Annotated in this window: 20 protein-coding genes; 17 read left to right on the top strand and 3 right to left on the bottom strand. The window is 37.2% G+C overall.

Annotation, left to right across the window (positions count from 1 at the left end; genetic code table 11):
- Positions 1-109 precede the first annotated feature (109 nt).
- The 15 genes from ACUN27_RS04950 to ACUN27_RS05020 all read left to right on the top strand — a co-directional run bounded on the left by ACUN27_RS04950 (position 110) and on the right by ACUN27_RS05020 (position 15,541).
- A complete protein-coding gene (locus tag ACUN27_RS04950) occupies positions 110-2,056 on the top strand; it encodes a lasso peptide isopeptide bond-forming cyclase (protein WP_445558486.1) in 1,947 nt (648 codons plus the stop codon).
- 16 nt (positions 2,057-2,072) lie between these two features.
- A complete protein-coding gene (locus tag ACUN27_RS04955; RefSeq protein ID WP_127455425.1) occupies positions 2,073-2,207 on the top strand; it encodes a paeninodin family lasso peptide in 135 nt (44 codons plus the stop codon).
- A gap of 108 nt (positions 2,208-2,315) precedes the next feature.
- Positions 2,316-3,245: an HPr kinase/phosphorylase gene (locus tag ACUN27_RS04960; protein ID WP_315953857.1), complete on the top strand. Its 930-nt coding sequence runs from the start codon at positions 2,316-2,318 to the stop codon at positions 3,243-3,245.
- Positions 3,246-3,248: 3 nt separating this feature from the next.
- Positions 3,249-3,557: a lasso peptide biosynthesis PqqD family chaperone gene (locus tag ACUN27_RS04965; protein WP_445558487.1), complete on the top strand. Its 309-nt coding sequence runs from the start codon at positions 3,249-3,251 to the stop codon at positions 3,555-3,557.
- Positions 3,541-3,996: a lasso peptide biosynthesis B2 protein gene (locus tag ACUN27_RS04970; RefSeq protein WP_445558488.1), complete on the top strand. Its 456-nt coding sequence runs from the start codon at positions 3,541-3,543 to the stop codon at positions 3,994-3,996. Before ACUN27_RS04965 ends, ACUN27_RS04970 begins: the two co-directional genes overlap by 17 nt.
- A gap of 24 nt (positions 3,997-4,020) precedes the next feature.
- The gene (locus tag ACUN27_RS04975; protein WP_315954021.1) at positions 4,021-5,193 is read left to right on the top strand and encodes a nucleotidyltransferase domain-containing protein; all 1,173 of its coding nucleotides are present in this window, start codon (positions 4,021-4,023) and stop codon (positions 5,191-5,193) included.
- Positions 5,193-7,010, top strand: a complete 1,818-nt coding sequence (locus ACUN27_RS04980) for an ABC transporter ATP-binding protein (protein WP_315953860.1) — start codon at positions 5,193-5,195, stop codon at positions 7,008-7,010. Before ACUN27_RS04975 ends, ACUN27_RS04980 begins: the two co-directional genes overlap by 1 nt.
- Positions 7,011-7,199: 189 nt before the next feature.
- Positions 7,200-7,946: a glycosyltransferase family 32 protein gene (locus tag ACUN27_RS04985; protein WP_445558489.1), complete on the top strand. Its 747-nt coding sequence runs from the start codon at positions 7,200-7,202 to the stop codon at positions 7,944-7,946.
- Positions 7,943-9,133, top strand: a complete 1,191-nt coding sequence (locus tag ACUN27_RS04990) for a glycosyltransferase (protein WP_445558490.1) — start codon at positions 7,943-7,945, stop codon at positions 9,131-9,133. Before ACUN27_RS04985 ends, ACUN27_RS04990 begins: the two co-directional genes overlap by 4 nt.
- A gap of 2 nt (positions 9,134-9,135) precedes the next feature.
- Complete coding sequence (locus ACUN27_RS04995; protein WP_445558491.1) at positions 9,136-10,173, top strand: glycosyltransferase family 2 protein; 1,038 nt, start codon at positions 9,136-9,138, stop codon at positions 10,171-10,173.
- 12 nt (positions 10,174-10,185) lie between these two features.
- On the top strand, positions 10,186-11,346 hold the full coding sequence (locus ACUN27_RS05000) for a polysaccharide pyruvyl transferase family protein (RefSeq protein ID WP_445558492.1): 1,161 nt from the start codon (positions 10,186-10,188) through the stop codon (positions 11,344-11,346).
- Positions 11,347-11,362: 16 nt separating this feature from the next.
- A complete protein-coding gene (locus ACUN27_RS05005; protein WP_445560598.1) occupies positions 11,363-12,556 on the top strand; it encodes a glycosyltransferase in 1,194 nt (397 codons plus the stop codon).
- Positions 12,557-12,567: 11 nt separating this feature from the next.
- Positions 12,568-13,767, top strand: a complete 1,200-nt coding sequence (locus ACUN27_RS05010) for a glycosyltransferase (protein WP_445558493.1) — start codon at positions 12,568-12,570, stop codon at positions 13,765-13,767.
- 20 nt (positions 13,768-13,787) lie between these two features.
- Entirely contained in the window at positions 13,788-14,975 is a 1,188-nt protein-coding gene (locus ACUN27_RS05015) for a glycoside hydrolase family 88 protein (protein WP_445558494.1), read from the top strand.
- Between the two features lie 5 nt (positions 14,976-14,980).
- Entirely contained in the window at positions 14,981-15,541 is a 561-nt protein-coding gene (locus ACUN27_RS05020) for an acyltransferase (protein ID WP_445558495.1), read from the top strand.
- A 1,336-nt stretch (positions 15,542-16,877) separates the two neighbouring features.
- Here the strand turns inward: ACUN27_RS05020 and ACUN27_RS05025 are convergent.
- Both ACUN27_RS05025 and ACUN27_RS05030 read right to left on the bottom strand, forming a co-directional pair.
- The gene (locus tag ACUN27_RS05025) at positions 16,878-18,446 is read right to left on the bottom strand and encodes a lipopolysaccharide biosynthesis protein (protein WP_445558496.1); all 1,569 of its coding nucleotides are present in this window, start codon (positions 18,444-18,446) and stop codon (positions 16,878-16,880) included.
- Positions 18,447-18,484: 38 nt separating this feature from the next.
- Positions 18,485-19,510: a glycosyltransferase gene (locus ACUN27_RS05030; RefSeq protein WP_445558497.1), complete on the bottom strand. Its 1,026-nt coding sequence runs from the start codon at positions 19,508-19,510 to the stop codon at positions 18,485-18,487.
- 712 nt (positions 19,511-20,222) lie between these two features.
- Here ACUN27_RS05030 and ACUN27_RS05035 point away from each other — a divergent pair.
- Complete coding sequence (locus ACUN27_RS05035; protein WP_445558498.1) at positions 20,223-22,352, top strand: right-handed parallel beta-helix repeat-containing protein; 2,130 nt, start codon at positions 20,223-20,225, stop codon at positions 22,350-22,352.
- Positions 22,353-22,405: 53 nt separating this feature from the next.
- On the opposite strand, the gene ACUN27_RS05040 is transcribed toward ACUN27_RS05035, so the two are convergent.
- The gene (locus ACUN27_RS05040; protein ID WP_445558499.1) at positions 22,406-24,811 is read right to left on the bottom strand and encodes a right-handed parallel beta-helix repeat-containing protein; all 2,406 of its coding nucleotides are present in this window, start codon (positions 24,809-24,811) and stop codon (positions 22,406-22,408) included.
- Positions 24,812-24,977: 166 nt separating this feature from the next.
- Here ACUN27_RS05040 and ACUN27_RS05045 point away from each other — a divergent pair, with 166 nt between their 5' ends.
- On the top strand, positions 24,978-26,201 hold the full coding sequence (locus ACUN27_RS05045; RefSeq protein WP_445558500.1) for an acyltransferase family protein: 1,224 nt from the start codon (positions 24,978-24,980) through the stop codon (positions 26,199-26,201).
- Positions 26,202-26,205: the final 4 nt, after the last annotated feature.

The following is a 26,205-nucleotide window of genomic DNA, read 5'->3' on the forward strand; positions in this document are numbered from 1 at the left end:
AGACGGGTTATCAAACAAGAAGTGCAAGGCATACGTTCACTCAGTCGTTCTTTAAAAAGAACGTCAACGCAGTGAAATATCAATTACTAATTGTACTGTGGGGTAGAAAATGAGTGCCATCGCCGGGATATTCCATTATGATCAAGAACCGATAAATACGGAACATGGTCATCGTATGATGTTCGATTTAGAGAAATATCCAGCTGACGATGTTCAGGTATGGCACCATGAGAAGATCTTCCTGGGCTGTCATGCACAGTGGATCACGCCAGAGTCGATTGGTGAACGATTACCCTACTATGATCAGAATAGAAAGTTAGCGATAACCGCTGATGCGATCATTGATAACCGAGATGAATTATTTGAGAAACTTCAAATAGAGCGAGACCGGAGAGCTGGCATACCGGATAGTGAGCTGATTTTGCTGGCTTATCACAAATGGGCTGAAGATGCTCCGAAGCATTTGATTGGCGATTTTGCCTTTATGATTTGGGACGAGAGGAAGCAAACGCTTTTTGGCGCTCGGGACTTTTCGGGGAGCCGGACGCTTTATTTTCACTCTAATGCAAAGCGCTTTGCGTTTTGCACGGCCATTGAGCCTTTGTTGACGCTACCCTATGTGAAGAAGGAACTTAACGAACAATGGCTGGCGGAATATTTGGCTATTTCTGCTGTGGTTGAAGCGGTAGATGCTTCAATAACACCGTATCAACATATTGAACAATTGTTACCGTCTCACAGCATCTCGATTGCCGGCGGGCAAATAAAGCTTACGAGATATTGCACGCTAACTGCGGGAGAACGGTTAAAACTGAAGTCAAATGATGAATACGTAGAAGCTTTCCAAGATGTTTTTCGAACTGCTGTCCAATCACGTCTACGGACGAACCGTGGGGTCGGTGCTCAATTAAGCGGCGGATTAGATTCAGGCTCCATTGTCAGTTTTGCTGCTAATGCTCTAAGCAAGAATGCCAAACGATTGCATACATTTAGTTACATCCCTCCCAAGGATTTTAAAGATTATACTCCCAGGCATTTAATGGCGGATGAACGACCCTTTATTCATTCGACTGTGCAGCATGTGGGGGGAATTAACGATCATTACTTGGATCTTGAGGGTAAAAACTCGTATACAGAAATTGATGATTTTCTGGAAATAACGGAGCTTCCATATAAATACTTCGAAAACTCATTTTGGATAAAAGGAATATTTGAGAAAGCGCAGGAGGAAGGAATTGGCGTGCTATTAAGCGGTGCGCGAGGGAATTTGAGCATATCCTGGGGATCCGCTTATGAGCATTACGCCCTTCTTTTAAAGAAAATGAAGTGGTTCCGTCTTGTACAGGAACTGCATCACTACAGTAGTAAAGTGGGAGGGTCAAGGCTGCGGAGGCTTCCGGAAGTGGCAAGAGTTGCCTTCCCATTCATCGACCGGATATTTCCAACAGAGGATAAACCTTATATATTTCCGAGAATCATTAATCCGAGTTTAGCTAAAAGAACGAATGTGTTTCATAGACTAAAAGACTATGGGATAGACCAAACGGGTTGGTTTTCCTCCAATGCTAATCTGCATGAACTAAGGAGAAGGCATTTCAAGGATGTATTCCACTGGAATACGACAAACACATTGACGGCAAAATTGTCATTACGTTACTCGTTATGGCAGCGTGATCCAACCAACGATTTACGGGTGATTCGATTTTGCCTTTCTGTACCTGAAGAACAATATGTACAAAACGGTGTTGATCGGTCTCTTATACGAAGATCTACAGAAAAATTATTACCGGATAAAGTTAGGCTAAATCTGCATTATCGAGGGGTTCAAGGTGCTGACTGGGTTCATCGAATGATCCCACATTGGGATACATATAAAGCTGAGTTAAAACAACTCAGCAAGGATGATAGAATCTTGAGCTATTTAGATGGTGATGTGTTAAATGCTGCGTTGGCAAAGGTTGAAGCTGGGGCTGTCCCGGAATATGCGACCGATGCTGATTATAAGATTTTAATGCGCAGTTTAATCCTATACAGATACATGAAAAAATTCGCTTGAAAGGAGGTGAATATATATGAAAAAAGAATGGAAAAAACCGGAATTGGAAGTATTGAATGTAAACATGACAATGCTTGATCCTAAAAACGGGAATCACCTCGACCATAATTACCCTACAGGGACGCCTAAAGACCAATTAACATGGAGCTAAGATTGGCTTAGCTTAAAACTAACTAGATTTCTTACATATGTTAAAGCCCTTATACATCAAGACAGTATAGGGGCTTTAACATAATCATGGTAATAATGGAGTGAAATAATGTTAGAAATCAAACAAAAACTTATCTATAAAGCCTTCGGGTTAACCATATCAAGCGATATGGATTTGCCGGAATTAATCAAAGTGAGTGAGCAGCAAGAAGTAGCGGATATTGAAATACTTATTGACCCGGATCTCACGCCATTATACTTTGAGGTATCCGAAGATCCCAATCAATTTCTAGTTAAAGAGAATTTAACGATGTTTCATATCCCTGAAATAGCTACCTTCTCTATCCAGGATGGAAAGAGGATCACGGTTTCACCGATGAAAGAAGTAGAAGAAGGCGAGATTCGACTTCTTGTTCTTGGAACATGCATGGGTGCCATTTTGATGCAGAGAAAGATATTTCCGCTGCACGGAAGTGCCTTAGCAATCAATGGTAAGGCTTACGCGATTGTTGGGGATTCAGGTGCGGGGAAGTCAACGCTAGCTTCAGCGTTCATAACTCGAGGATATCAGCTTCTAAGTGATGATGTGATAGCAATCACGTTGTCAGATGATAACATTCCATACGTTACTCCATCCTATCCACAACAGAAGCTATGGGAAGATAGTCTTACCAAGTTTGGTTTGGTATCCAGCAACTATCAGTCTTTATATGGCAGAGTGGATAAATATTATATCCCGGTATCCACTAGCTACTGTACGGAATCCTTACCTCTCGCCGGCGTGATTGAACTTGTGAAAACAGAGAATGAAGAGGTAGAAATTCGTCTTATTGAAAAGCTCGACCGTTTCTATCCTCTATTTTATCACACCTATCGCAATTTCTTTATTCCTGGTCTAGGATTAGTCGATTGGCACTTCAAAACATCTGCGAGCATTCTGCATCATATTCAAATGTTTCAATTAAGTCGACCAGTATCCAGCTTTACGGCTCCTCAATTGGTTTCGACCATCCTGGAAACATTACATTTGGAGGAATAAACCATGATTAATCATGAAACAATTTCACTGCAAGATTGTGTATATCAAGGAAAAGGGAACATCGTCAGTGATATGGGCGGTGAAAAAGTCATGCTAAGTGTTCAGAACGGAAAGTATTACAACCTAGGGGAAATTGGTGGCAAAATATGGGATTCTATTGAAAATCCTATATCCATTGGGCGGTTAGTTTCTACATTAATGCTGGAATATGATGTGGACCAAAATGAGTGCGAGCAGCATGTGATATCTTTTTTAGAACATATGGTAGGAGAAGGTTTGGTTCAAGTTGGAGCCGATGAGCAACGTGAATAAAGTTAGAAGTTTTTTCTCACTAGATACGAAAACAATGCTTTTATTTATAGAAGCTTATATCTATTTGGGGTGGGCACGTCTGCTACTCTTCATTCCTTTTTCTAGGCTTGCACCTTCGTTAGGCGCCCAGATGGAGGAAACGACGAATAGCCAAACCTTACTTAATAAGGCCACATTGAGCAGAGTTCACGATGCGATTCAGATTATGAGTCGACATACGTTCTGGGAGAGTAAATGTTTGGTTAGGGCTATAGCTGCTTTAAAAATGCTTGAAAAGCGTCACATTGAAAGCACGCTGTATCTTGGGACCGGTAGAGACGAGTCTGGCAAAATGGTAGCTCACGCATGGCTCCGCAGCGGCCCCTATTATATTACCGGAGCAGATGGCATGGAACGGTATGCTGTTGTTGGTAAATTTGCTAAATATATCAGTCGGTAGATAATGAAGGAGCAGATTAAAATGATGGACAATAATGTTCGTTTGGATTCGGCGCCTTTTTCTGATGAATTGAATTTATTGCTATCCATCATGAGAAAGGATCAGGTAGAAATAACGGATATCGATTGGGATAAATTCCTAGCACTTGGAAGACATCATCGGGTTTTCTCTATCCTATTTAACCATCTTAGGAAAATAAATGAAGTAGGGATTCCGCTGAAAGTCATGCATGCTCTGAAAAAAGATTATGAAAGTAACACCTTCAATATGCTGCGCTTGAGCGCACAGATGGAAGATCTTTGTAAGCAGTTCTCCGAAACGGATATCCGCGCTATCGTCTTGAAGGGACCTGTTCTTGCAGCTGATCTTTATGGCGATGTATCCCTTAGAACATCACGCGACTTAGACATCCTGATTCCCATGCAAGATTTGAACAAAGCAGAGGAATTGCTCAAAGGATACGGCTACGTGAAGGAAGAGGAATACAAGACGATACTGAATGATTGGAAATGGAGACATCACCATGTCACCTATATCCACGAAATTACGGGAGTTACCCTCGAGCTGCATTGGAGACTAGGCCCAGGTCCAGGAAAAGAGCCTGCTTTCGATGAATTGTGGGAACGGAAACGGATAAGTACGATTACGAGTAATCCTGTCTATTATTTAGGGAGAGAGGATTTATTTTTATTTCTTGCTGCACATGGGGCTCGTCATGGATGGTCCCGACTCCGCTGGTTGGCCGATATCGATCGAATTTCCAGGCAAAACCTAGACTTCCCTAAGCTCTATAAGCTGCTAAAAGAATTCAGGCAACTCCACATTGGTGCACAAGCGCTTATTTTGGCTAAACAACTTCTGCATACTCCGTTAACAAAGGATCTGGAATCAATTACTGCATCCAAGAATGCTAAACAATTAGCATCTGATGCACTATTCTATATTGGGCAAATGATTAATCTTCATACGCCTCCTTTGCCGGAGCATGTGGCTAATTATCATAAACGCCATTTATTTTCACTAATGCCGACTCCGCATAAGATACTTTTCGTCATGAGTTTCTTTTATCCGTACCCGGAAGATGCCGAGACGCTGCCGTTGCCTAAACGGTTGCAGTTCCTCTACTTCCCTTTACGTCCTGTCTTATGGGCATGGAGAAGAAAATTGAAGCGTAACTTGCCACAGGGAGAAGTGTAATGGAACAACTCTTTTATTTTATCAAACAACTGCATGGCTACGCGGGTAAAATTTTATACGTGAACCTTCTGGCAATGATGCTTATCAGTTTCCTTGACGGTATGGGGATTTTCTTACTGCTCCCATTGCTGGGCATCAGCGGTATCATGGACATAAATACGGGATGGAGCTCCCATCTAGGCATCATTAAATGGTTGAATGAGCTTCCAAAGTCAGTATCGCTGATCATTATCGTAGGTGCGTATATTGTACTAATAACAGGACAAAGTTTGATTCAGCGGAATCTCAACCTTAGAGATATCAAAATCCATACCGGATTTATTAATTACGTAAGATTAGAGACATATAACGCCTTACTTCAAGCGAACTGGGACTTTTTCATTAAAAAAAGAAAATCGGATCTCATTAACTCTTTGACTGGGGAGTTGGGGCAAGTAACAACGGGATCCTATGTTTTTATGCAGTTTTTGACATCCATTATATTTACTTTGATCCAAGTCGGGATTGCCTTATGGTTATCCGTTAAATTAACAATCTTTGTCTTATGCTGCGGACTAGTTGTCTCATTCTTTTCTCGTACTTTTATTAAAAAAGCAAACAAGATCGGAAATCAGTCTTTGGAGATCGGGAGAAGTTATATTGGAGGAATCACGGATCACTTCAATGGAATCAAGGACATTAAAAGCAATATGCTGGAGGAGTCACGCCGTAACTGGATGGTAGATTGGTGTCACCAATTCGCGCGGGAACGGTTTGCAGCGGCTAAAATAAGTGCTAATTCTCAACTGTACTTCAAGGTTTCGTCATCAGTCATTATTGCCGTTTTTATTTACGCTTCCGTTATGCTCTTCCATACACAAGGACAGCAGCTGATGTTAATTATCCTCGTGTTTTTTAGGCTTTGGCCTCGATTTCAAGGTATTCAGACGAATCTCGAACAAATCGCCACGGCAATTCCTGCTTTTAAATCTTTGAAAGCTTTACAAAATGAATGTAGAGCGTCCAGGGAAGTTAAAGAAGAGAACCGTGACTTTAATTATGTGAAACAAATTCATATTGAGAATTACCTCGAATGCCGTGATGTGTCTTTTCGATATAATCGCAATGAAGAGGTTCGTTCACTCCAAGATATTAACTTGCGAATTCACTCTAATCAAATGACAGCAGTCGTCGGTAGATCCGGCGCAGGCAAAAGTACTTTAATTGATATCCTGATGGGATTGCTGCAGCCGGAGAAAGGGCAGGTCCTTGTGGATGGAGTTCCCCTTACAGGTACGAATTTATTATCTTTGAGAAAATCGATCAGTTATGTCCCCCAGGATCCGTTCCTTTTTAATGGAAATATACGTGAAAACCTGCTAATGATCGCTCCAGATGCAACAGAGGAGCAGCTCTGGGATGCCTTAGAGTTCGCCGCATCGGCAGATTTTGTTAGAAAACTTCCTCAAGGGCTCGATACACTCATTGGAGACAGAGGCATTCGATTGTCGGGTGGAGAAAGGCAACGGCTTGTTTTAGCGCGAGCCATATTACGAAAACCTTCAATCCTGATCTTGGACGAGGCGACCAGTTCGTTAGACACGGAGAATGAGACGAAGATTCAAGAAGCGTTGGATCGGCTTCAAGGAAAGCTGACCATTATTGTCATCGCTCATCGATTGTCCACGATACGAAATGCGAATCAGGTTATTGTGATGGATCAAGGTAGAATCGTTCAAAGTGGCGGATTTAACAAATTAGCGGAAGAAAAAAATGGGCTGTTTGCAAAGTTTTTAGGAAATCAATTGACAGACTTGCAAACGACAACTGCGACGTAAATCTAAATTTAATAATCAGGATCATTGACATGTTCTTTATTAAGAACTACAATTGATATGAAAGACAAGGCATCATCAATTCCCCTCATTACGACATTCATTATTCATGTGCAATAGTTCACTATAAAGAACGAATGAAGGGCAAGTAGTAGGCTCTGGAATATTTATATGATCTAGGGGGCAATATCCTTGAATAATAAAAGCAACAGGATTCCTAAGATTATCCATTATTGTTGGTTTGGCAAAAATGAACGGCCGGAAATCGTTAAAAAATGCATAGCCAGTTGGCATAACTATTTAACTGACTATCAATTCATAGAGTGGAATGAAAGCAACTTTGATGTCAACAGAAATATCTATGTGAAGCAAGCTTATGAAGCAGGTAAATTTGCATTCGTTAGCGACTATGCGAGGGTATTTGCATTATATCACTTTGGTGGAATCTACTTAGACACTGATGTTGAAGTGTTCAAATCCTTTGATGACCTACTGCACCATGAGTCATTCTGGGGGTTTGAGCAGGAAAATTTTATTGCAACGAGTACGATCGGGGCTGCAAAAGAAAATAAGCTAATCAAAGTTTTTATGGATTCCTATCAGCATAAGAACTTCATTCGGGAAGATGGCTCCTTTGACTCGCTAACCAACGTTGCCTTGATAACGAAGATACTAGGAGACTGGGGAGTTAAGCCCAATGGCCTTTATCAAGAGATAAGCGAAGTTGGCACTTTTTATCCTCAAACGTATTTTTCCCCCTATGATTACATTAACTGCAGAACATTTATGTCCAATAATACTTATGCCGTGCATCATTTTTATAAGAGCTGGTTACCGCCTAAAGCACGGTTTAAAGGTCAGATGAAATGGATGCTGGCCAAAGTAATTGGTGGCAACAATATCGCAAGAATGAGGGAAGCTCTCAGGAGGATCCAATGAAGAATATATTAATTGCATCCTTCGATATGGAAGTAGGGGGAGTAGAGAGAAGTCTGGTCAGCATGCTTGATCAGTTTGACTATAACTCGCATGAGATTGATTTAATGCTCTACAAACATCAAGGTGAGTTTATGAACTTAATTAATAATAAAACCAATTTATTAAATGAAGTCCCGCAGTACACCACTTTTAGAAAATCAATTGGAGAGACCTTTCAGGATAGACATTACGCTATCGGAATCTCAAGAGTCCTATCCAAGTTACATGCGGAGATTTTTCGGCGAATTAGCAGGGTAGCTGAGCCGGGATATTACCAAATGCAATTGATGTGGAAATATGCGCTGCCCTATTTACCTCAGATTGAGAAAGAGTACGATGTGGCAATCAGTTATTTATGGCCTCATTATTTTATAGCCCACAAAATTAAGGCAAAGAAGAAGATAGCTTGGATTCATACCGACTATTCCAATGTAGAAACAAACGTACAGATGGATTTGGAAATGTGGAGAGAGTTTGATCACATTGTCGCCGTCTCGGATGCATGTAAGGAGTCGTTTTTATCCAAGTATGGGGAATTAGAAAATAAGGTAATCGTCATAGAAAACATTACCTCTCCAGACTTTATTAAAATGATGGCTGATAAAGAATCAGCTGAACCTATGATGAATGATAAAAGATTTAAATTAATGACCGTAGCTAGACTATCACATGCCAAAGGAATTGATAATGCCGTTAAGGCTTTAAGGCTTTTAAAAGATAAAGGTTATAAGGATATTGCATGGTACGTTGTTGGCTACGGTGGGGATGAGGTTGCAATAAAGGAGTTAATTGAAAGTAATGGATTAGACGACCAATTTTCCCTATTAGGCAAGAAAACAAATCCGTACCCGTACATAAAAGCTTGTGATCTGTATGTACAGCCATCCAGGTATGAGGGCAAGGCAGTCACCGTAACGGAAGCGAAAATTTTGGGTAAGCCTATCTTGATTACGAATTATGCTACCGCGAAGAGTCAGGTCGAGGATGGTATTGATGGGGTTATCTGTGATCTTAATATAGAAGGAATAGCAGCTGGAATAGAGCGGCTCTATAAGAAGTATGAGCTAAGAAACAAATTAATTAAACATATTACGAATCAAGACTACAGTAACACATACGAATTAGAAAAGTTGTATGGGGTGATGTAGACATGAATATTAAAGTAAGTGTAGTCATCCCTGTTTATAACGCTGAAAATTATTTGAATCATTGCTTGGATTCTCTTATTGGTCAGTCATTACAGGAGTGTGAGTTTATTTTTGTTAATGATGGATCCAGAGATCAAAGCGGGCAAATGATTGAAAACTATGCGAAGCATGATCCAAGAATAAAATTGTTTCATCAGGAGAATAAAGGTGTAAGTATGGCTCGAAATAAGGGGCTAGAGGAAGCTGCCGGTGAATATATCGGATTTGTTGACGCAGATGATTATATTGAAGAGGACATGTATGCGACATTGTATAGATCAGCTCATGAAGGTGGCTATGATGTCGTTATTTCGAATTTTGAAAGTGAGATTGAGGGACGGAAGGTTATAACCAGGTATCCTTTTCCAACCAATACCCTGCATCCAAGGGAATATATTGAGAAGAATATCTTACCTTTCTTCTTGCAGTCTGATCAATTAAATACAGCATGCAACAAGCTTTATAAACGCCAAGCCATTATTGACTTCCAAGCAAAGTTTCCGGAGAAAGTTGCATTAGGTGAGGATGGCATGTTTAATATGCAATTTTTTAGCCGTGCCGGCAGTGTGATGTATATCGATTATACCGGATATCATTACCGTGAAGTGGCGGGAAGTGCGACTAGAAACATTTTGGAAAAGGATTATTTCAGCAGAGCATTAGAAGTGTATACACTTGCCATGCCAGAAGCGCTTTTGGGGGCTGTGAATCCATTAAGGCTAAAGCAACTAAAGTCGATCAAATTAATTCATAGTGTAATGTCTTATGTGTATGTATATCTAAATTCATCAAACGAATTAAATATCAGCAAAAGACTAGGCTATGTAAGTGATATGATAAAAAATCCTTATGTTAGAGAGGCCTTGCCATTTTACTACAATGAAGTCTACGGGACTTTAAGTAGGTATGAAAAATTTGTCCTGAATATGATTCGAAGGAAATCAATCATTGGATTATATTGCGCCACGACTTACAGCCGAATAAGAAATAAATCAAGTTAAGGAGATCAAAACATGAAGATTATGATGTTTGCTCATGATGGCAGTTTGAATAGAGGTTGTGAGGCAATTGTTCGCGCTTCGACTAGTATTATTAAAGAGAAAATGAAAGGAGCAGAGGTATTTTTGGCCTCGGGGAAACCGGAGACGGATCGTATCCTTTCCAAAGTAGATGGGATTTATGACGGATCGCCTCGTTCTATTAAGAGATATTCGTATGAGTGGCTTCTCTCATCAGTTAACGTAAAGCTTTTTAACAATGAATCGTATGCACTTGGAAAAATCCACAATAACATTGTTAAGCATATTCCTCAAATGGATATTTGCCTTTCCATCGGTGGAGATAATTATTGTTATGGTGAACAACCTGGCTGGTATGAAATTAACAAAAGAGTAAAAGCACAAGGCAAAAAGTTAGTCTTATGGGGCTGTTCGATAGGTCAGGAGGATATGTCATACCGGAAATTAGAAGACTTAAAGTTGTTTGATCTCATTCTTGCTAGAGAAACGTTGACTTATCAAATGTTAAAAAGCAAGGGATTGAATAACGTCAAATTATGTGCTGACGCCGCATTCACAATGGAGAAGGAAGAACTAGAGCTGCCTAGCGGGTGGCAACTTGGAAACACTGTTGGTCTTAACTTTAGCCCTTTGGTGTGGAAGAAAAATGAGAAATCTCAAACTGCAGTTAGGGATCTCATTACCCATATTCTAAAAACAACTGATATGACCATAGCTCTTACTCCTCATGTGATGGAAAATGGAAATAATGATTATGAAATTCTTCAGAAGTACTATGAGGAGTTTCAGCATACCGGCCGGGTGATTTTATTGCCGAGTCATCTAAATGCCATTCAGTACAAGGGTTATATATCAAGAATGAGATTTTTTATTGGAGCTAGAACACATGCAACAATAGCAGCTTATTCCAACTTTGTACCAACGATGGTTCTAGGATACAGCGTAAAGTCCAAGGGCATAGCCAAGGATATTTTTGGAGAAGAAAAGTTGGTCTTAGGCATCGAAGAAATCTCGAATAGCCTACGCTTAATTTCTAAATTCGATGAAATGGTTAGAGAAGAAGAAACAATCAAAGAGACTCTTCAAGTATCGATTCCGCGCATCAAGCAAATGTCCTATAAAGCTGTTGAGTATTTAGATCAATTAGTTCAATGAGATTGAGGTGTGTATGATGAAGAAAAAAATACTATTTGTCATACCCAGCTTAGCGGCCGGTGGTGGGGAAAAGAGTTTAGTCAATTTATTGTATCAAATTGACTATGAACTCTATGAGGTGGATTTACTCTTATTTAGCCGTAAAGGTGCTTTTTTAAGCACTATACCAAGTGAAGTGAACATACTAGATGTTTCTCCTCTCCGAAGTGTGTTTGCAGGTCAGTTAATGACAGCATTGAAGACTTTTCTTGTAAATGGTCAAATGATCCTAGCCTATTCTAGGCTAATGTTTACAATGAAGAACAGATTAATTAAGAACGCAGCTGCGTCAGAGCAATACACATGGAAATACCAGAGAATATCCTTTGAGGCCGTAGAAACGAATTACGATGTTGCAATTGGTTATTTAGAGAAATCATCGATTTATTTTATAGTGGATAAGGTGATTTCGAAAAAAAAGATTGGATGGATCCATACAAACTATTCGGATTCGGGAATGGATTCCCATTTCGACAACCCATATTTTAAGCAATTGGATCATCTCGTAACTGTCTCTGAAGAATGTGCCAAGGCACTTCAAGAAAACTTTGAACAACTCAAGAATAAAATTAAAGTCATCTATAACATTGTTTCTCCTAAGATCATTAGACATGAGTCTAGTCGTGAACTAGACAGTAATTTCACTTATGATTTGAACTTCACAAATATTATTACGGTGGCAAGATTAAGTAGAGAAAAAGGGATAGATCTTGCAATCAAGGCATGTGAGATTTTAGTGGCTCAAGGCTATAACGTCAGATGGTATGTATTAGGTGAGGGGAATGAAAGAGAAAAACTTGAAAAATTGATCGAAGGTTGTGGCTTACAGAAACATTTTATCTTGGTAGGAATTAAGGAAAACCCGTATCCATATATAAAAGGTGCAGATATTTATGTTCAGCCATCCAGATATGAAGGTAAATCCATAGCTATCGATGAAGCAAAAATACTTCATAAACCTATTATAGTAACGAATTATGACACCGCGAAGGACCAGATAACAGATGGTATTAATGGTTTGATTGTTGAAACGACAAAACAGGGTATTGCAAGTGGAATTGAAGCATGTATAAATGATACGCAGTTAAGGGAGTCCTTTATTAGCAATCTTGCCTTAGAAAAATTGGGGACAGAGGATGAAATAAATAAGCTATACGAAATTTTTTGTTAGGGTGGTCTCTAGTGAAGAAAAAGATATTATTTGTGATGAATAACTTAAACTGTGGCGGTGCTGAAAAGGCTCTCATCTCATTATTGGACACTATAGACTACACGATGTATGATGTCGACTTGTTATTAATGAAACATGAAGGCTTGTTTCTAAACAAAATTCCAAGCAGCGTTAATTTATTAGAAGAACCAACTGGATATAAGTACTTTGATATGTCAGTAAAATCAGCACTCGTTGATTGCATAAAAAAAGGGAGACTAGATATTGCAATATCTAGATTGCTTGCTGGCATCATTATAAAAACTGAAAAAAACCGAGTTCGATGTGAGCAAAGAGTTTGGAAGTATATATCGAAATCGTTGAAACATATAAATAAAAATTATGACATTGCGGTTGGATATCTTGAAAAAACACCCATCTATTTCTGTGTTGATAAAGTAAATGCATGTAAAAAAATAGGTTTCATCCATAATGATTATGACAAGTTAGGCATGGATCCATTACTCGATAGACCTTATTTCGAAAAATTAAAGAACGTTGTAACAGTCTCGGAAGAATGCGGGAACATACTGAAGAATAGGTTTCCCATGTACGACGAGAAGGTGAAAATCATGCATAACATTGTATCTCCATCTACGATCAATAAGATGTCCTTAGAGGAACGAGTTCTTAGTGAAGATGAAATAAAGATTGAAGATGAAATAAAGATTGTTTCTGTTGGAAGGTTAAACCATCAAAAGGGTTTTGAGCTAGCTATAGAAACATGTAAAGAACTTGTCCAAAAGGGATACTTAATAAAGTGGTACATCATTGGTGAGGGAGAAGACAGAGAGAAACTGGAAAGAATGATCAGTCTGAATAGTCTTCAAGAAACCTTTATACTCATGGGGATAAAGGAGAATCCCTATCCGTATATAAGAGAGGCAGATATCTATGTTCAGCCCTCCCGATTCGAAGGCAAATCCATTGCGATAGATGAGGCAAAGATACTTAGGAAACCTATTGTATTAACGAATTTTAGTACGGCTAAAGATCAAATAACGAACAATGAAAATGGTTTGATAGTAGACATGAATTCGAAAGCTTTATATGAAGGGATTGCTTCTTTGATAGACAATTCTGCGCTTAGAGAGCGGTTTTCACTTCGTTTATCCAATGAGAATTTAGGAACGGAGTCTGAAATAAACAAACTTTACGAAATGTTTCAGTAATCATAGAGGGGACAGATCATGTGATTATTCAACTAATTGGTATCGCACTACTTGGATTCATTGGGATTATTGTCGTAATTGATATAGTTCCTATATTTAGAGACTGGTTAAGTCGAATACATATTGGAAGATATCAAGATAAGCAGATTTGGAATAAATCTATCACTAATTTGGGCCTTAAGTGGCTAAATACAACTCCAAAGATCAAGGTGACTGATAACACGAGATTGGTAGTTATTGACATGCTGAAAGGTAATTATACGAAAAGCGCCATTCAGCATTGGCAAGAGGCGTCGTTACTATTAGGGCTATCAGAATATCTAATGAATCATGACGATAAAGAAGTACAAAATGAACTTAGGAAATTCCTAAACTCGAAATTTGATAGTCAAGGCCAGTGGATGAATAAGCCGGTGCATGTGGATGGGGCAATATTAGCTTATGCTGTAATGAAATTAGATTTTATTGAGATCGACCGATATAAACAGGCATTTGATTATACGTGGCAAATGATTAAAGACCATGTAGGGCACGATGGTACCGTGGCATATCGTAAGTTCATGAAAGGATACCGTTATGTGGATACGATAGGGTTTATTTGCCCTTTTTTAGTGTCTTATGGATTAAGGTATTCTATGGATGAATGCGTAGATTTAGCTATAAAGCAAATTAAAGCCTATGATGAGCAAGGTATGCTGGAAGGACATCATATTCCAAGCCATGCTTATCAAGTTGATCAAAAATTGCCACTTGGACTGTATGGCTGGGGTAGGGGGCTAGGATGGTATGCAATTGGTCTTATTGATGCATGGAATGAACTGCCTTCTGCACATAAATATAAGTCTGTATTAGAGGAAAGTGTGAAAAAGTTTGCTAAGGCTGCAATAACATTTCAGCAAGATCAGGGGAGTTGGAACTGGACCGTAACGAGAGGGGAAAGTAGGCCGGATTCATCTACTACAGCAACATTGGGCTGGTTCATGTTAAATGCTTCGCGGATCACGGATATATCGGAAGATTGTTTAAATAGTGCGAATAAAGCTACCAACTATTTGATGAAGGTTACAAGAAGGAATGGAGCAGTCGATTTCTCTCAAGGAGATACGAAAGATATTGGCGTATATTCGATGTTGTTTAATATACTTCCTTTTACTCAAGGATTCTGTATTAGAATGATGAACTCCCAAATAAGCTACAAGGTAGTGTGATTAAGATGATGAAGAAAATTTTTAACTTCGTTCGGGCTAGGCTTAAAAAGTATATTTTAGAGGAAATTTGGTTAGAGGATTACATAAAAATGGGAATGAAAATCGGTCAGAATTGTTCCATTCAACCTGGAGTAATCTTTGACTACTCTCACTGTTGGTTAATTAAAATAGGAAACAATGTGACTATAGCTCCTCAAGCCTACCTGCTCGCGCATGATGCTAGCACTAAAAGTATGACTAATTATACGAAGTTAGGATGCATTACAATTGAAGATAATGTATTCATTGGTGCAAGGGCTCTCATTATGCCTGGAGTTACAATCGGTAAGAATTCTATAGTAGGTGCAGGGAGTATTGTAACTAAGTCAACTCCATCTGATAGCGTTGCCGTTGGAAACCCTGCGAAAGTAGTTGCTACGGTTGAGGAGTATTTAAATAAAACTAACCATTTAATAGAAAAAAGCCATACGTATGATCATAGTTACACGATTAAAGGAAAGATTTCCGCTAATAATAAGGATAAAATGTATCAAGAATTAATGAACGAGATGGGATTTGTAGTATGAGAACATTTCTGATGCACTCACAGGCTTGTTAGGTTTCATCATATATAATCTCTTTCAGATTTAATAGAATAAACTTATAATCTCCCAAATCCAGATTTCAATTTAAGTCCTCACTCAAATTTCTATTATTAATTGCTGTCCTAAAGACATAATATTTCCATTTTTTTGGGTGTGAATAGACCAAGTATTCATCCCCTATTTTCTTTCCGCTGTGATATCTGTACATTAGTGCTGTTCAGCATGAAATCCGTAATGACCACCTCTTTTAAGAACCACCTTTGATTCTTGCAGTTCATTTATATTTAGTTTTCTGTTTTTTTAAGACCTGTTTTGCATCAGGCTTAGAGATCATCTGCTTCTGTTCGGCAATCATCGATGTATATAATCATTATAATCTGGTATTAATTGCTCGATTATACTTTAGTTACTTAAAGTCTGAAATTTGGTTTCATTGCCTCGCATGTCTACAAGTCAAATAAGTTAACCTCGGGAGCCTCCAATCCAATCTCATCAATTTCTTAAATATGCCATTTAAAGATTTACCACTCTCACTTTTATTGTTATTATTTTTGCGGATATTCCCTTACCCTTTGCTAGGAATAGATCTAAGTCTCTATTCTTTTGCATCTATGAGCGAGTAATACCGCTAACATATGAAATGTTTACTTCGACATTTTCTGTAATTATTGTATAAGATGCTTTTTAATTTGTTAATCTGATTATAAAGTTTTTTGCGATCTGGATTACCGCGGGTAATTTAAAACTATCATTCAAAGTAACTTCATCAAAAAGTCAATTAATCTGTTATACAGATAGTGTTTATTAGCAACATTTTCTGGCTCAAAACGTTTGTAGTTAAGCATTATCAGAACATTTTCTTCGTTCTATTTGTCTTCAGGAGTAAATTCTATTTGTTTTTATATGTGTTTTGAGAAATAGCAGATTTCAAAACTAGGCTAGTGTTTTATATAAACTCTAAAAATATCGTTCCCATTGCTCTTTGATTCTTCTAGCATAGCATTCTTTTGCTGCAATACAACCCTTACACAAATAGAATGTTTTCGAAATACTTGAGGACTCTGAATTTAACAAGTAGAAAGAACTTGCCAAGTCGATCAATTTATCACAACTTAAACAAAATTTTAGCCTTATTTTAGTTGGTTTTATAGTATTTCTCCCCATTTTATTTTACCTACATTCGAACTCCAGATAAGCTCGGGAGAGGACTTCATTGACTATTACACAAAGTAGGTTGTTTCTCACATTAAACAAATAAAAGACACCCGAAAATTCGGATGTCCCATCTTTGCACTTTCATATGAAATTGCAGTTTTATTTAGTTGTCAGTTAGAGTATTTTCTTTCTTTATTAATTTCTTAGATCTTATTTTGCTTAAAAGAAGATTTAATAAATTGCTTACTACGGTGAGCAAGTAGCTAAACTCTTTTGTTTTTCTAAATATAAGGACGTATATTAAATTTGGAATTACTAAAGCAATCAGCCCTTTGAGACACAATCCCAAAATGGATTGAATATCAATGGTGCTAGACACCAGAACAGTTAGTAAACAAACGGTTAAGCCGACTATAAAGAATTTTAAATAATCAATAAAGTAGTAGAAAAGAGACCTTTCAAAGACTTTTTTATACACAAGATATGGAGCTACCCAGAATGGAACAGTTAGAGTGCTTATAAGAGTACCGATGAATACACCTGCCATACCTAAGTACTTCACAAGAACAATTGAAAAAATAAGATTAATTATTGCTTCAACAAATGAAGCGTATCTATCTTCATGGTAGATACCCGAGGTTTGTTTTACCATATTAATTGAACGTCTCATTCCAGTAACATAAAAATTAATCATAACTATAATTAGAACTAGTCTACCTAAGAGGAAGTCAGTTCCTAGCCATATCCTAATGAATGGATCTAAAGTAATGAATAACAATATACTAAAAAAAGAATAAATCCAAAAATTAAAGAACATTGTAATTTTAAAAATATTATAAATTTTATTTTTTTCTTCTGTTGCAACTAAGTTACCTAGACTATGAATGATATTATCGAAAATTTGATTAATGAAGGTTCTACAAATATTGATTAGCATGTAGTAATTCGAATATAGTCCAACAGCTGCAACTCCAACAAAGGTTGAGATAATGATGTTATCAGTACCAAACACAGCGTAGCTACCAATTTGATGAAGTATTAGTGCCTTCATGTTTTTGATTATTCCTGATTTAGTTTCATTATCTAGCTTACTCAATGTCGGTATCTTTAAATATGGGTAAATTTTATTTACAAATAGTGATAACAAAATTGATGTGGTAACTGTTATAATAACATCCGCTATAAGATAGAAAATATAATTATTAGTATATTTTAAAATGGCGATTTTAACCAACGCAGATAGAATAGAGGATATGGAATAGATTCCAGTTGAGATATACCCTTTTTGCGCAACATTTAATAAAGACACTTTATAAGAAAATAGATAAGAAGAAGAAGTGCTTATTAGAAAAATAAAGAAAATTATTTTAATATTAGGTATTGTAGTCTCACCGACTATGGAATTTAGAAATGGAATTAATGCCACACCAATTATAAAAATAACAAGGGCAATAGCTCTAAATGCATTTCTATATAGTCTCATTAACATATTGATCTTATTTGTATCATTATCCGCAACTGGTTTATATAAGGCGTATATAATGCTAGAACCTATTCCTGCCTCAGCTAACGAGAGCATTCCAAGTATGTTTGTAAATAGACCATTGATTCCTAGGTATTCAACACCAAGGCTATTAATAAAAACAGTTCTAGAGACGAAACTGAGTAATGTTATTATTATTTGACTACCGATACCTGCCGAAATATTATAAAATGATTGTTTAGTTCTCATACATATCTCCCATTGGAATATTAATTACATTCGACTGGTTAGTTGAATGAGAATTCTCTTTTGAAAATGAATGACACCAGTTTAAATTTCAGAGCCAAATAATATGCATATTCTTTCAAATTGTTACAATTATAAAAGAAGCCTATCTCTTTAGCACTCTCAGTCATCATTTCAAGATTGGCAATTCTATCAATATCCTCTTTACTACATTCGGGGCTATTTTTTATATTAGTAATTAGCATTCTATATATATTTTTAATATAATAGTTTGCCAAGTCTTTTCTGTATTCATTGTTATTCAACAACCCAAAATCGTTGGAAAGTTTGTTCCTGATTTTGTATTGTAAAATTAAACTACTTTCAAGCTTGGGATTATATGGTACCCTCATTGCACTATTTTGATTGTTTACAGTGTAAAAATACATTATATCTTGAATTGCACAAACCCTATCTGACTTTAATATGGCTTCAAGATTAAATATTGTATCTTCACCAATGTGTACATTTTCGTTAAATAGAACTTTGTTGCGCTTTAATGTTTCTAAATTGTAAAGGTTTCGCCACGCAAAGCACAAATCATTGTTTGTATGTACTTTAGATGCGCTCAATATAAGCTCTTTTCCTGTCATGGTTGTTTCAGTTTTGAATCTGGGTGCAAATTTGGTATTTGTTGGAGTGGTTTGATATCCTGCGATAACAACATCACATTTTCTTATCTCAGCTACATTAAACATCTTGACAAAGAAGTTTTCAGATAGTTCATCATCTGGGTCTATGAAAGTAATATATTTACCAGTTGCAACGCTCATACCTGTATTGCGGGCACTGCTAACGCCTCCATTCTTCTTACTGATTAAATTAATACGAAAATCTTTTTTCACAAATTTCTCTGCTATTTCAGCAGATCTGTCGGTCGACCCATCGTTTACAATAATAATCTCAAAATTATCGTAGGTTTGTTTAAGAACACTATGGAGACAATTTTCCAACCATTTCTCAACATTATAAATTGGAATAACCACGCTTATTTTACTGTTAGATGGTCCAGTGAAATTTTCATTCATCGATTGAATTTCCTCCTTTAGGGGATACTGATAAACAATTTGTGCTTTATAAAGAACAGTATACTCTAATATTGAAAATGTTGTACAGAAAGAATTATTCAAATAATTGTGAAATATAAGGTCAAATTAATGTATTATTTGTGTCACGGATTCTGTAGCTAGCTTTTTGGTGTTGTAGTGTCATGACATATCGCACTAGACATAGTATTCTGAGGAAAATAGGATTTCGCATGTGGCTAAACCTGCGCTGCCATTGTCCTAATAAACACAATCCTTAATGTATCAATTCAAGTTCAATGACATACCAACTGTTCCAATAGAGTTTTTGTATTGAAATCATTATCTTGGGATGTTGGTGATTAATCCTGGTGATACATTATTTAAGCAAACTTAGCACCAATCGGCATATTGTATCATGGTTAACATCATAGTAAATATACTATTCAGTCCTTGGTCGTATTTAATACTTCTGGTATAATGTTCTTAATAAAGAATAATTCAAAATTTAGACTCAATTAAAGTCCCTGATTATTTCCAAATATTTGTATAATAGAAGGAGTATGTCGCTTTGTGGCGTTTCTATTTCTATAAAAACAAAGGGGGTTATAAATTTCGTAGTATGTAAATAATGAAAATTAGTTAAGCACTGCTTCAAGGACTCTTAATAACAGTTTTGGGTTTAAGATAATTTTATAAGGAGTGAAATTTTAAAATGCGTAGGCTTGTTTTTATGGCATTGTTGATGTTCATACTTTTCTTCCCGACGTGGCCTGGTGCTTCAGAAGCACAGACCACGTTTTCTGTGTCTAATCAGGAGCGTGTGTATGAGCTGGATTTAAAAAAGTGGAATATCTACAATGATAATTCTCATGCGGCTGAAACAACAGATGGAATAAATAATGCACTTATCTGGGCCCATGAGCAAGGATATACTGTATTCAAAGTTCCCGCAGGCACGTATCGCATAGCCAAAGGCACCAATGGACAATGGGACCTTCGCGGACGTATCAATATGGTCAGTGACATGACATTTTGGCTTGACGATAAAGCTGTAATTCAAAAAGAAACAAACGCATATGCAGATTATTCGACATTGTTGGTAAACGTTGGTGTCAAGAATGTAACCATTAAGGGTGGTACCTACCGCGGCGACAGGGATACTCATGATTATTCGAGTGGAGGCACTCACGAGAGCGGATATGGGATTATTACAAAAGGTTCTTACAATGTAATTATTGATGGTGTAAAGACTCTAAACTTTACAGGAGACGGGCTTTGTGTAGGCGGCGGAAGTGGTACTATGCAGGATTTGTATGCGAAGGATTTCGAAGCTGGGGGTATTGACGACAACGGAAAGCTTTTACCAGATCAGACAAAAGTCAGAAGCAAGTCGAGTTGGAAACTTACGCATCCTTCCTATGAGTTAACGCACACTGTTATTATTGACAATGCGCAGTATCTTTCAAATGAATGTGATATTTATTTTTACAAGGCTGATGGCACGTTCTTATCTAAAGCAAAACAACAAAGTCAAGGGGAGTATATTTCTATTCCTCCTGGGAGTGACTCCATTAGGCTTGCTTTTAAAGGGACTATTCAAAAAGGACAATATCTAGAGATATGGAACAGGGTTCAGTCGACCAATGTTACTGTTCAGAATTCGGAATCTTCTTTTAATCGCAGACAAGGACTGACCATTAATGGTGGTAAAAATGTTCTGGTACAAGGCAATAGCTTTCATGACATTGGAGGCAAAGACGGTACTGCTCCTATGGCAGGAATCGATGTGGAAGGAGGAGCGGGTGATAACGGCTTTATCAATGAAAACATTACGATCAAAAATAATCAGTTCTATAAAAATAGCAGATATGATGTTATTTTTTACGATGGTCATGATGGGACGCTAGAAGGTAATCGGTTAGCTTCTGTTGGAGCGATTGGCTTAGCCGTGTCAGCCCCGTTTACAGGTGCAACAATAAAAAATAATGATTTTGAAGGTACAAGTATTTATGCAGCTCATGATGTGACGTTTATAGGAAATACGATGAGTGATTCACTAACGCATCTTGAAGGCCCTAATATCAATATTAAAGGGATGACTGTAACAAATACGAACTTTGCTATTAGCAGCTCGGTTCCATTTGGTGTAACGGCTTCAGATGTAGTTATTAATATAACAAAAAGAACTGCAAATTCAGGTTTATCGATATGGCAAAATCCTGTTCATTTGACTAACATCACAATCAATGGAGCACCCTCATTAAGATCAGTTTCAGGTGGCAAGGTTGAAGGGAATATTATTGATAATCTAGTAGTGAATGATTACAATTCAACTTACGGATTGGATTTGCCGCCGGGGACCTACAACAATTGTGTATTTAAAGGGCCTAATGATGGGGGGAAAGCAGTACCAAGTGTAGGGCAGTCTGGAGAATATGTATTCAATAATTGCTCATTCACTGGATATGGCGGACTCAGTGCTGGGAACCCGAACTTGGATCTTACAGTTACGAATTCAACATTTTATACGACTGGAAATACAGCTGCCATTTCGGTAGATTCAGCTAAAAAGGTTGCAATTGAAAATAACGTGATTGTTGCAAGTGGTATCACTGCAAAAACAACAGAAATTATTAAAATGAATGATTACTGGCAAAAAGACAAGCCATATGATATTTTATCGGCATCGATTAGAAGTAATAAAATCACCTCCAATATCGAAGCGATTGGGATATCTACGATATATGCTGGAATTGGTGCACCTGCATTTACGATTGACGGTAATATTTTGGAAAATGCTAATTTTAGTTTAAAAGCCAACGATATTAATGATAACAATTAAACAAATGAAAAGGGAAGACGGGTATTTCCCAATCTTCCCTTTTCTGATCGCAATTAGAGGCTAACGTTATCGATCATTCTAGTATTCGAGTTAGTGTCTGCTGTTACATTTTTGAAAATGCATCTTGCAATTGTCATGGATTTATCACGTGTTAACCAATGTAAATTAATTTTTGTATCTTCAAGATAGCTGGTACTGATGACAGCCATGTTCACATTATCAGCTTTACCGATACTTGAATTGATAAAAGTGCTGCGATTGTTTGTTACGTTTCCATTAAAGTTTATTCCTACATTTTGAAATGAACAGTTATCGATAACTAATTTTCTTGTATAGCGTGCATCATTCGTTCCGAGAGAAATATCTCCACCAAGAACTCCGGTTTTACTTCTGGTAAAGAAACTATTGATTAAATTACACCCTTCGAAGTTAGCTCCGCCTTCAATAAGGGTAATCCCGTCTATCTGTAAGGGTCTACCTACATAATTAGCAGGGGGACGAATATCAATTTCATAGTTTTTAACAGTAACATTTCTAATGAGTCCACCCGTCAGAAGCAGTTGGAAATTGGGGGATAACGTATTGTCGTTTCTCCAATCCCGTTCCACAACAATATCTGAAATATAACATCTACCGTAATTAAATCTGCTTATGTTGAACCCCGTTATACCACTGTCTGTTATCGCTACAGGAGTACCGTTTAGTGTTTCTGATACTTGAAAACTATTTGTTTTAACATTTACAGTGTAATAGAGTTTATCCACACTGATGCCAGTAGGGACTTTGCCAACCCATTGTTCAAAAGAAATCTTTGCACCATTCCCCATTCCATGAGGCGAACTATAAGTGAACGTGCTTGTAGGAACATCGACAGTTGGAGTGCCAAAATATCCATATATACTTGAGCCATAGAACAAGCCATTTTTTATCTGACAATTTGAAATTACTGCTCCTGTAATATCAGCAATTTTAATGTTACCATTATAACAAATTGCGCCATTTACAAAATTATCGCCTTTGACGACAAGTTCACAATTAATTATTGTATTGTTAAGGTATTTTACGTACATGTTGTTCGGATATGAACTGATTCCGCCAACATTATAACCCTCAAAAGTGTTATTCTCTAGAACTACATTAATACCATCCGCATTCACGAAGTGCCCACGGCTATTATTATATATATAATTGTCTTTAATATAAATTCTAGTGTTGAGTTCTAAACCAGCTTGATTAAGCTCGGGTCGCCATGTCGGTATGTTTGATTCTGACCACATGGACTCGATATCGATGCCAAACATGGGGGCGGTTCCATCTTCAGTTACGCCATCATCAGCTTTACCAATATGATGAATTTTATTATTTATTATCGTTACATCAGTTGAGCCAGCATTAGAAATTCCCTGTCTTCTGCAGTAATTGAGATCACAGTCATGGATATAGATATTGGATCCCATTTGTTCTTGGGTGTAATCAGAAGGATTAAGTTTGTATTCTAACCAGGAAGTAAAAATTGCATCTCCAGTACAATTACTGATATCTATATGATCTATTTCAATATTGTTAGAGCCGGCAAGTTCAATACCATGTCCCCATTCATGAGTGTAGTTTTGGGAATCAACTTTCGCATTAATTTGTGCAATTTGTGCGTCACTTAGCGGGCTTGAAGTAATGTCGATGGCGAAAATCATTTTGTTGGCATTCTCAATTTCTGCAAACCATCCACGTCCTGTTGGGGCTGCGGGGGCGAATTGTCCGTTCGTTCTGGACCCAACTAACGTACTAGTGGATATCGTATCTTTGTATTGATAGAAGTTATAACCTGAGGCTGTTACTCCACTGATACTCCAAAGCCTGAAGGCTTTTAATAACCCGGGATTACTATACCTGTCCACTATTTGGCTACGGATGAAGTTAGCATTATTGTTTAGCGAGCCATCGGCATTAACTCCTCCTCTTACAAATTTTATGCCTAGTTGGTATATATGTGTTTTCTTGTCACCCACGATTGCTCCACCAGAAATCCTTCCATTTGTTACACCTTTCAAACTGAAGATCCTATACCAAGGTGATGAATTCGTTTCCAATTGTAAAATACAACCATCAGTCATCTCAAAGTGCATATCGCTTTGCATAAGAATACATGTGAAGGATGTGCTATCGATTCTTAATTTATAAGTACCGCTTGGCAATATGCAATGAGTAATATTTTGTGATTTTGCCCAAATAAGTGCGTCATTAATGCCTTTTGTTGTAGCAGCGGGGTCAGTGCCATCATTTTTTATGTTCCATCTGTTTAAATCAATGACAAATGGATTAGTAACAGCGCCGCTTGTAGGTTTCTTTGGAATCCAACTGGATTGAGTACTGTCATAAGTCAGCACGTCATTGTTAGTAGGGAGATTGTCCGTTAAATTAATGTCATCAAGGTCACCAAGATTAGCTTTTATCACCCACATTCACCTCGTTCTATTTTTCTAGTAGTGTATGATTTACAAGATAAAATAGTTCCAATTTAGCGTCATAATGGGCTAAACTACTAAAAATAGTATACGTTGACACGTTCTTTATAAAGAACTACAATCGGAGATATTGACTGTAATATTAAATAGCAGAGGTGAAAATGTGAATAAATTTTATAATAATTTCTTAAAGGCTAATAGCTTATTAGAGGGAAGAGTATCTATTTATTTGGATTTTTTAAGAGGGCTAGCTGCAATTCTAGTATTGATGGAACATCTAGGATCTAGACTATTCCTGGGCTATGGATATTTACAGAACCCCACTGCAATTATTAAATTACTGTATCTTCTTAACTTACTTGGAGGACCATCCGTTATAGTTTTTTTTGTTCTTAGTGGATTGTTTATATCGAGATCCGTTCTAAAATCAATCATGGATAACAAATGGTCTTGGAAAACATACCTTGTGAATCGATTGTCAAGACTTTACGTAGTATTAATTCCTGCTTTATGTTTAACAGTTATCGCTGATAAGTTAGCTAGTCATTTTTTTGATTATAATAGGTATATTGATAATTACAGCAATATTAAGGAATTTGTTGGGAATCTATTTTATCTGCAAAATATATATGTCGGTAGCTATGGGTCAAACGGGCCATTATGGAGTCTGAGTTATGAGTTTTGGTATTACATGCTATTTCCTGCTATTATTTTGCTGCTTCGGAATCAGAAAAAAATCTTGAAAGTTGTGTACCTTTTCATTGCTCTAGCTATCATACTCCTGATTGGGCAACGGATGAGCTATTATTTCTTAATATGGTTAGTGGGAATGCTTGTGTTACTTCTGCCAGCTACTTCAAGAGTAAAGAATAAATTTACTATGACCGCGTCACTTTTGCTTGTTTGTTTGGCTATGTTCATGAGACCGCTGGTAAACAACGGCAGGTTATTTGTTGATCACGATACAAACAACTTATTTATTGTAGATCTTTTTATAGGGCTATCTCTAGGCCTTTTAATTTACATATTTATGCAGGGTACTGCAAAGGAAACAAAGCCAGAAAGTAAAAATAAATGGTTTGAAAAGACCTCAAAGTTGATAGCCAGTTTTTCATTTAGCCTTTATTTAATTCATTATCCCATTATTAATGTTGTTTATTACTGGGCAGCTAAAAATGGCTTTAAGGGGTTACAACCTAACTTATTATCTGTACTAATTGAAATATTGCTCGTAGCCTTCATGTGCACAATTGCTTTCATGTTTTCAAGAATAACTGAAGTACGAACTAATGTTGTAAGAGCTGGCATCATGAATATTTTAGAAAAATTAAGTTATAATGATCAAAAAGCAAAAGTGACGAAAATGGAAAACAATCTATTTAAATAAGAAC

It is taken from the genome of Paenibacillus sp. WC2504, assembly GCF_052682475.1.

Coding starts and splice junctions, on each gene's coding strand:
- ACUN27_RS04950 (WP_445558486.1), top strand. CDS start 110: ATGAGTGCCATCGCCGGGATATTCCATTATGATCAAGAACCGATAAAT.
- ACUN27_RS04955 (WP_127455425.1), top strand. CDS start 2,073: ATGAAAAAAGAATGGAAAAAACCGGAATTGGAAGTATTGAATGTAAAC.
- ACUN27_RS04960 (WP_315953857.1), top strand. CDS start 2,316: ATGTTAGAAATCAAACAAAAACTTATCTATAAAGCCTTCGGGTTAACC.
- ACUN27_RS04965 (WP_445558487.1), top strand. CDS start 3,249: ATGATTAATCATGAAACAATTTCACTGCAAGATTGTGTATATCAAGGA.
- ACUN27_RS04970 (WP_445558488.1), top strand. CDS start 3,541: ATGAGCAACGTGAATAAAGTTAGAAGTTTTTTCTCACTAGATACGAAA.
- ACUN27_RS04975 (WP_315954021.1), top strand. CDS start 4,021: ATGGACAATAATGTTCGTTTGGATTCGGCGCCTTTTTCTGATGAATTG.
- ACUN27_RS04980 (WP_315953860.1), top strand. CDS start 5,193: ATGGAACAACTCTTTTATTTTATCAAACAACTGCATGGCTACGCGGGT.
- ACUN27_RS04990 (WP_445558490.1), top strand. CDS start 7,943: ATGAAGAATATATTAATTGCATCCTTCGATATGGAAGTAGGGGGAGTA.
- ACUN27_RS04995 (WP_445558491.1), top strand. CDS start 9,136: ATGAATATTAAAGTAAGTGTAGTCATCCCTGTTTATAACGCTGAAAAT.
- ACUN27_RS05000 (WP_445558492.1), top strand. CDS start 10,186: ATGAAGATTATGATGTTTGCTCATGATGGCAGTTTGAATAGAGGTTGT.
- ACUN27_RS05005 (WP_445560598.1), top strand. CDS start 11,363: ATGAAGAAAAAAATACTATTTGTCATACCCAGCTTAGCGGCCGGTGGT.
- ACUN27_RS05020 (WP_445558495.1), top strand. CDS start 14,981: ATGATGAAGAAAATTTTTAACTTCGTTCGGGCTAGGCTTAAAAAGTAT.
- ACUN27_RS05025 (WP_445558496.1), bottom strand. CDS start 18,446: ATGAGAACTAAACAATCATTTTATAATATTTCGGCAGGTATCGGTAGT.
- ACUN27_RS05030 (WP_445558497.1), bottom strand. CDS start 19,510: ATGAATGAAAATTTCACTGGACCATCTAACAGTAAAATAAGCGTGGTT.
- ACUN27_RS05035 (WP_445558498.1), top strand. CDS start 20,223: ATGCGTAGGCTTGTTTTTATGGCATTGTTGATGTTCATACTTTTCTTC.
- ACUN27_RS05040 (WP_445558499.1), bottom strand. CDS start 24,811: ATGTGGGTGATAAAAGCTAATCTTGGTGACCTTGATGACATTAATTTA.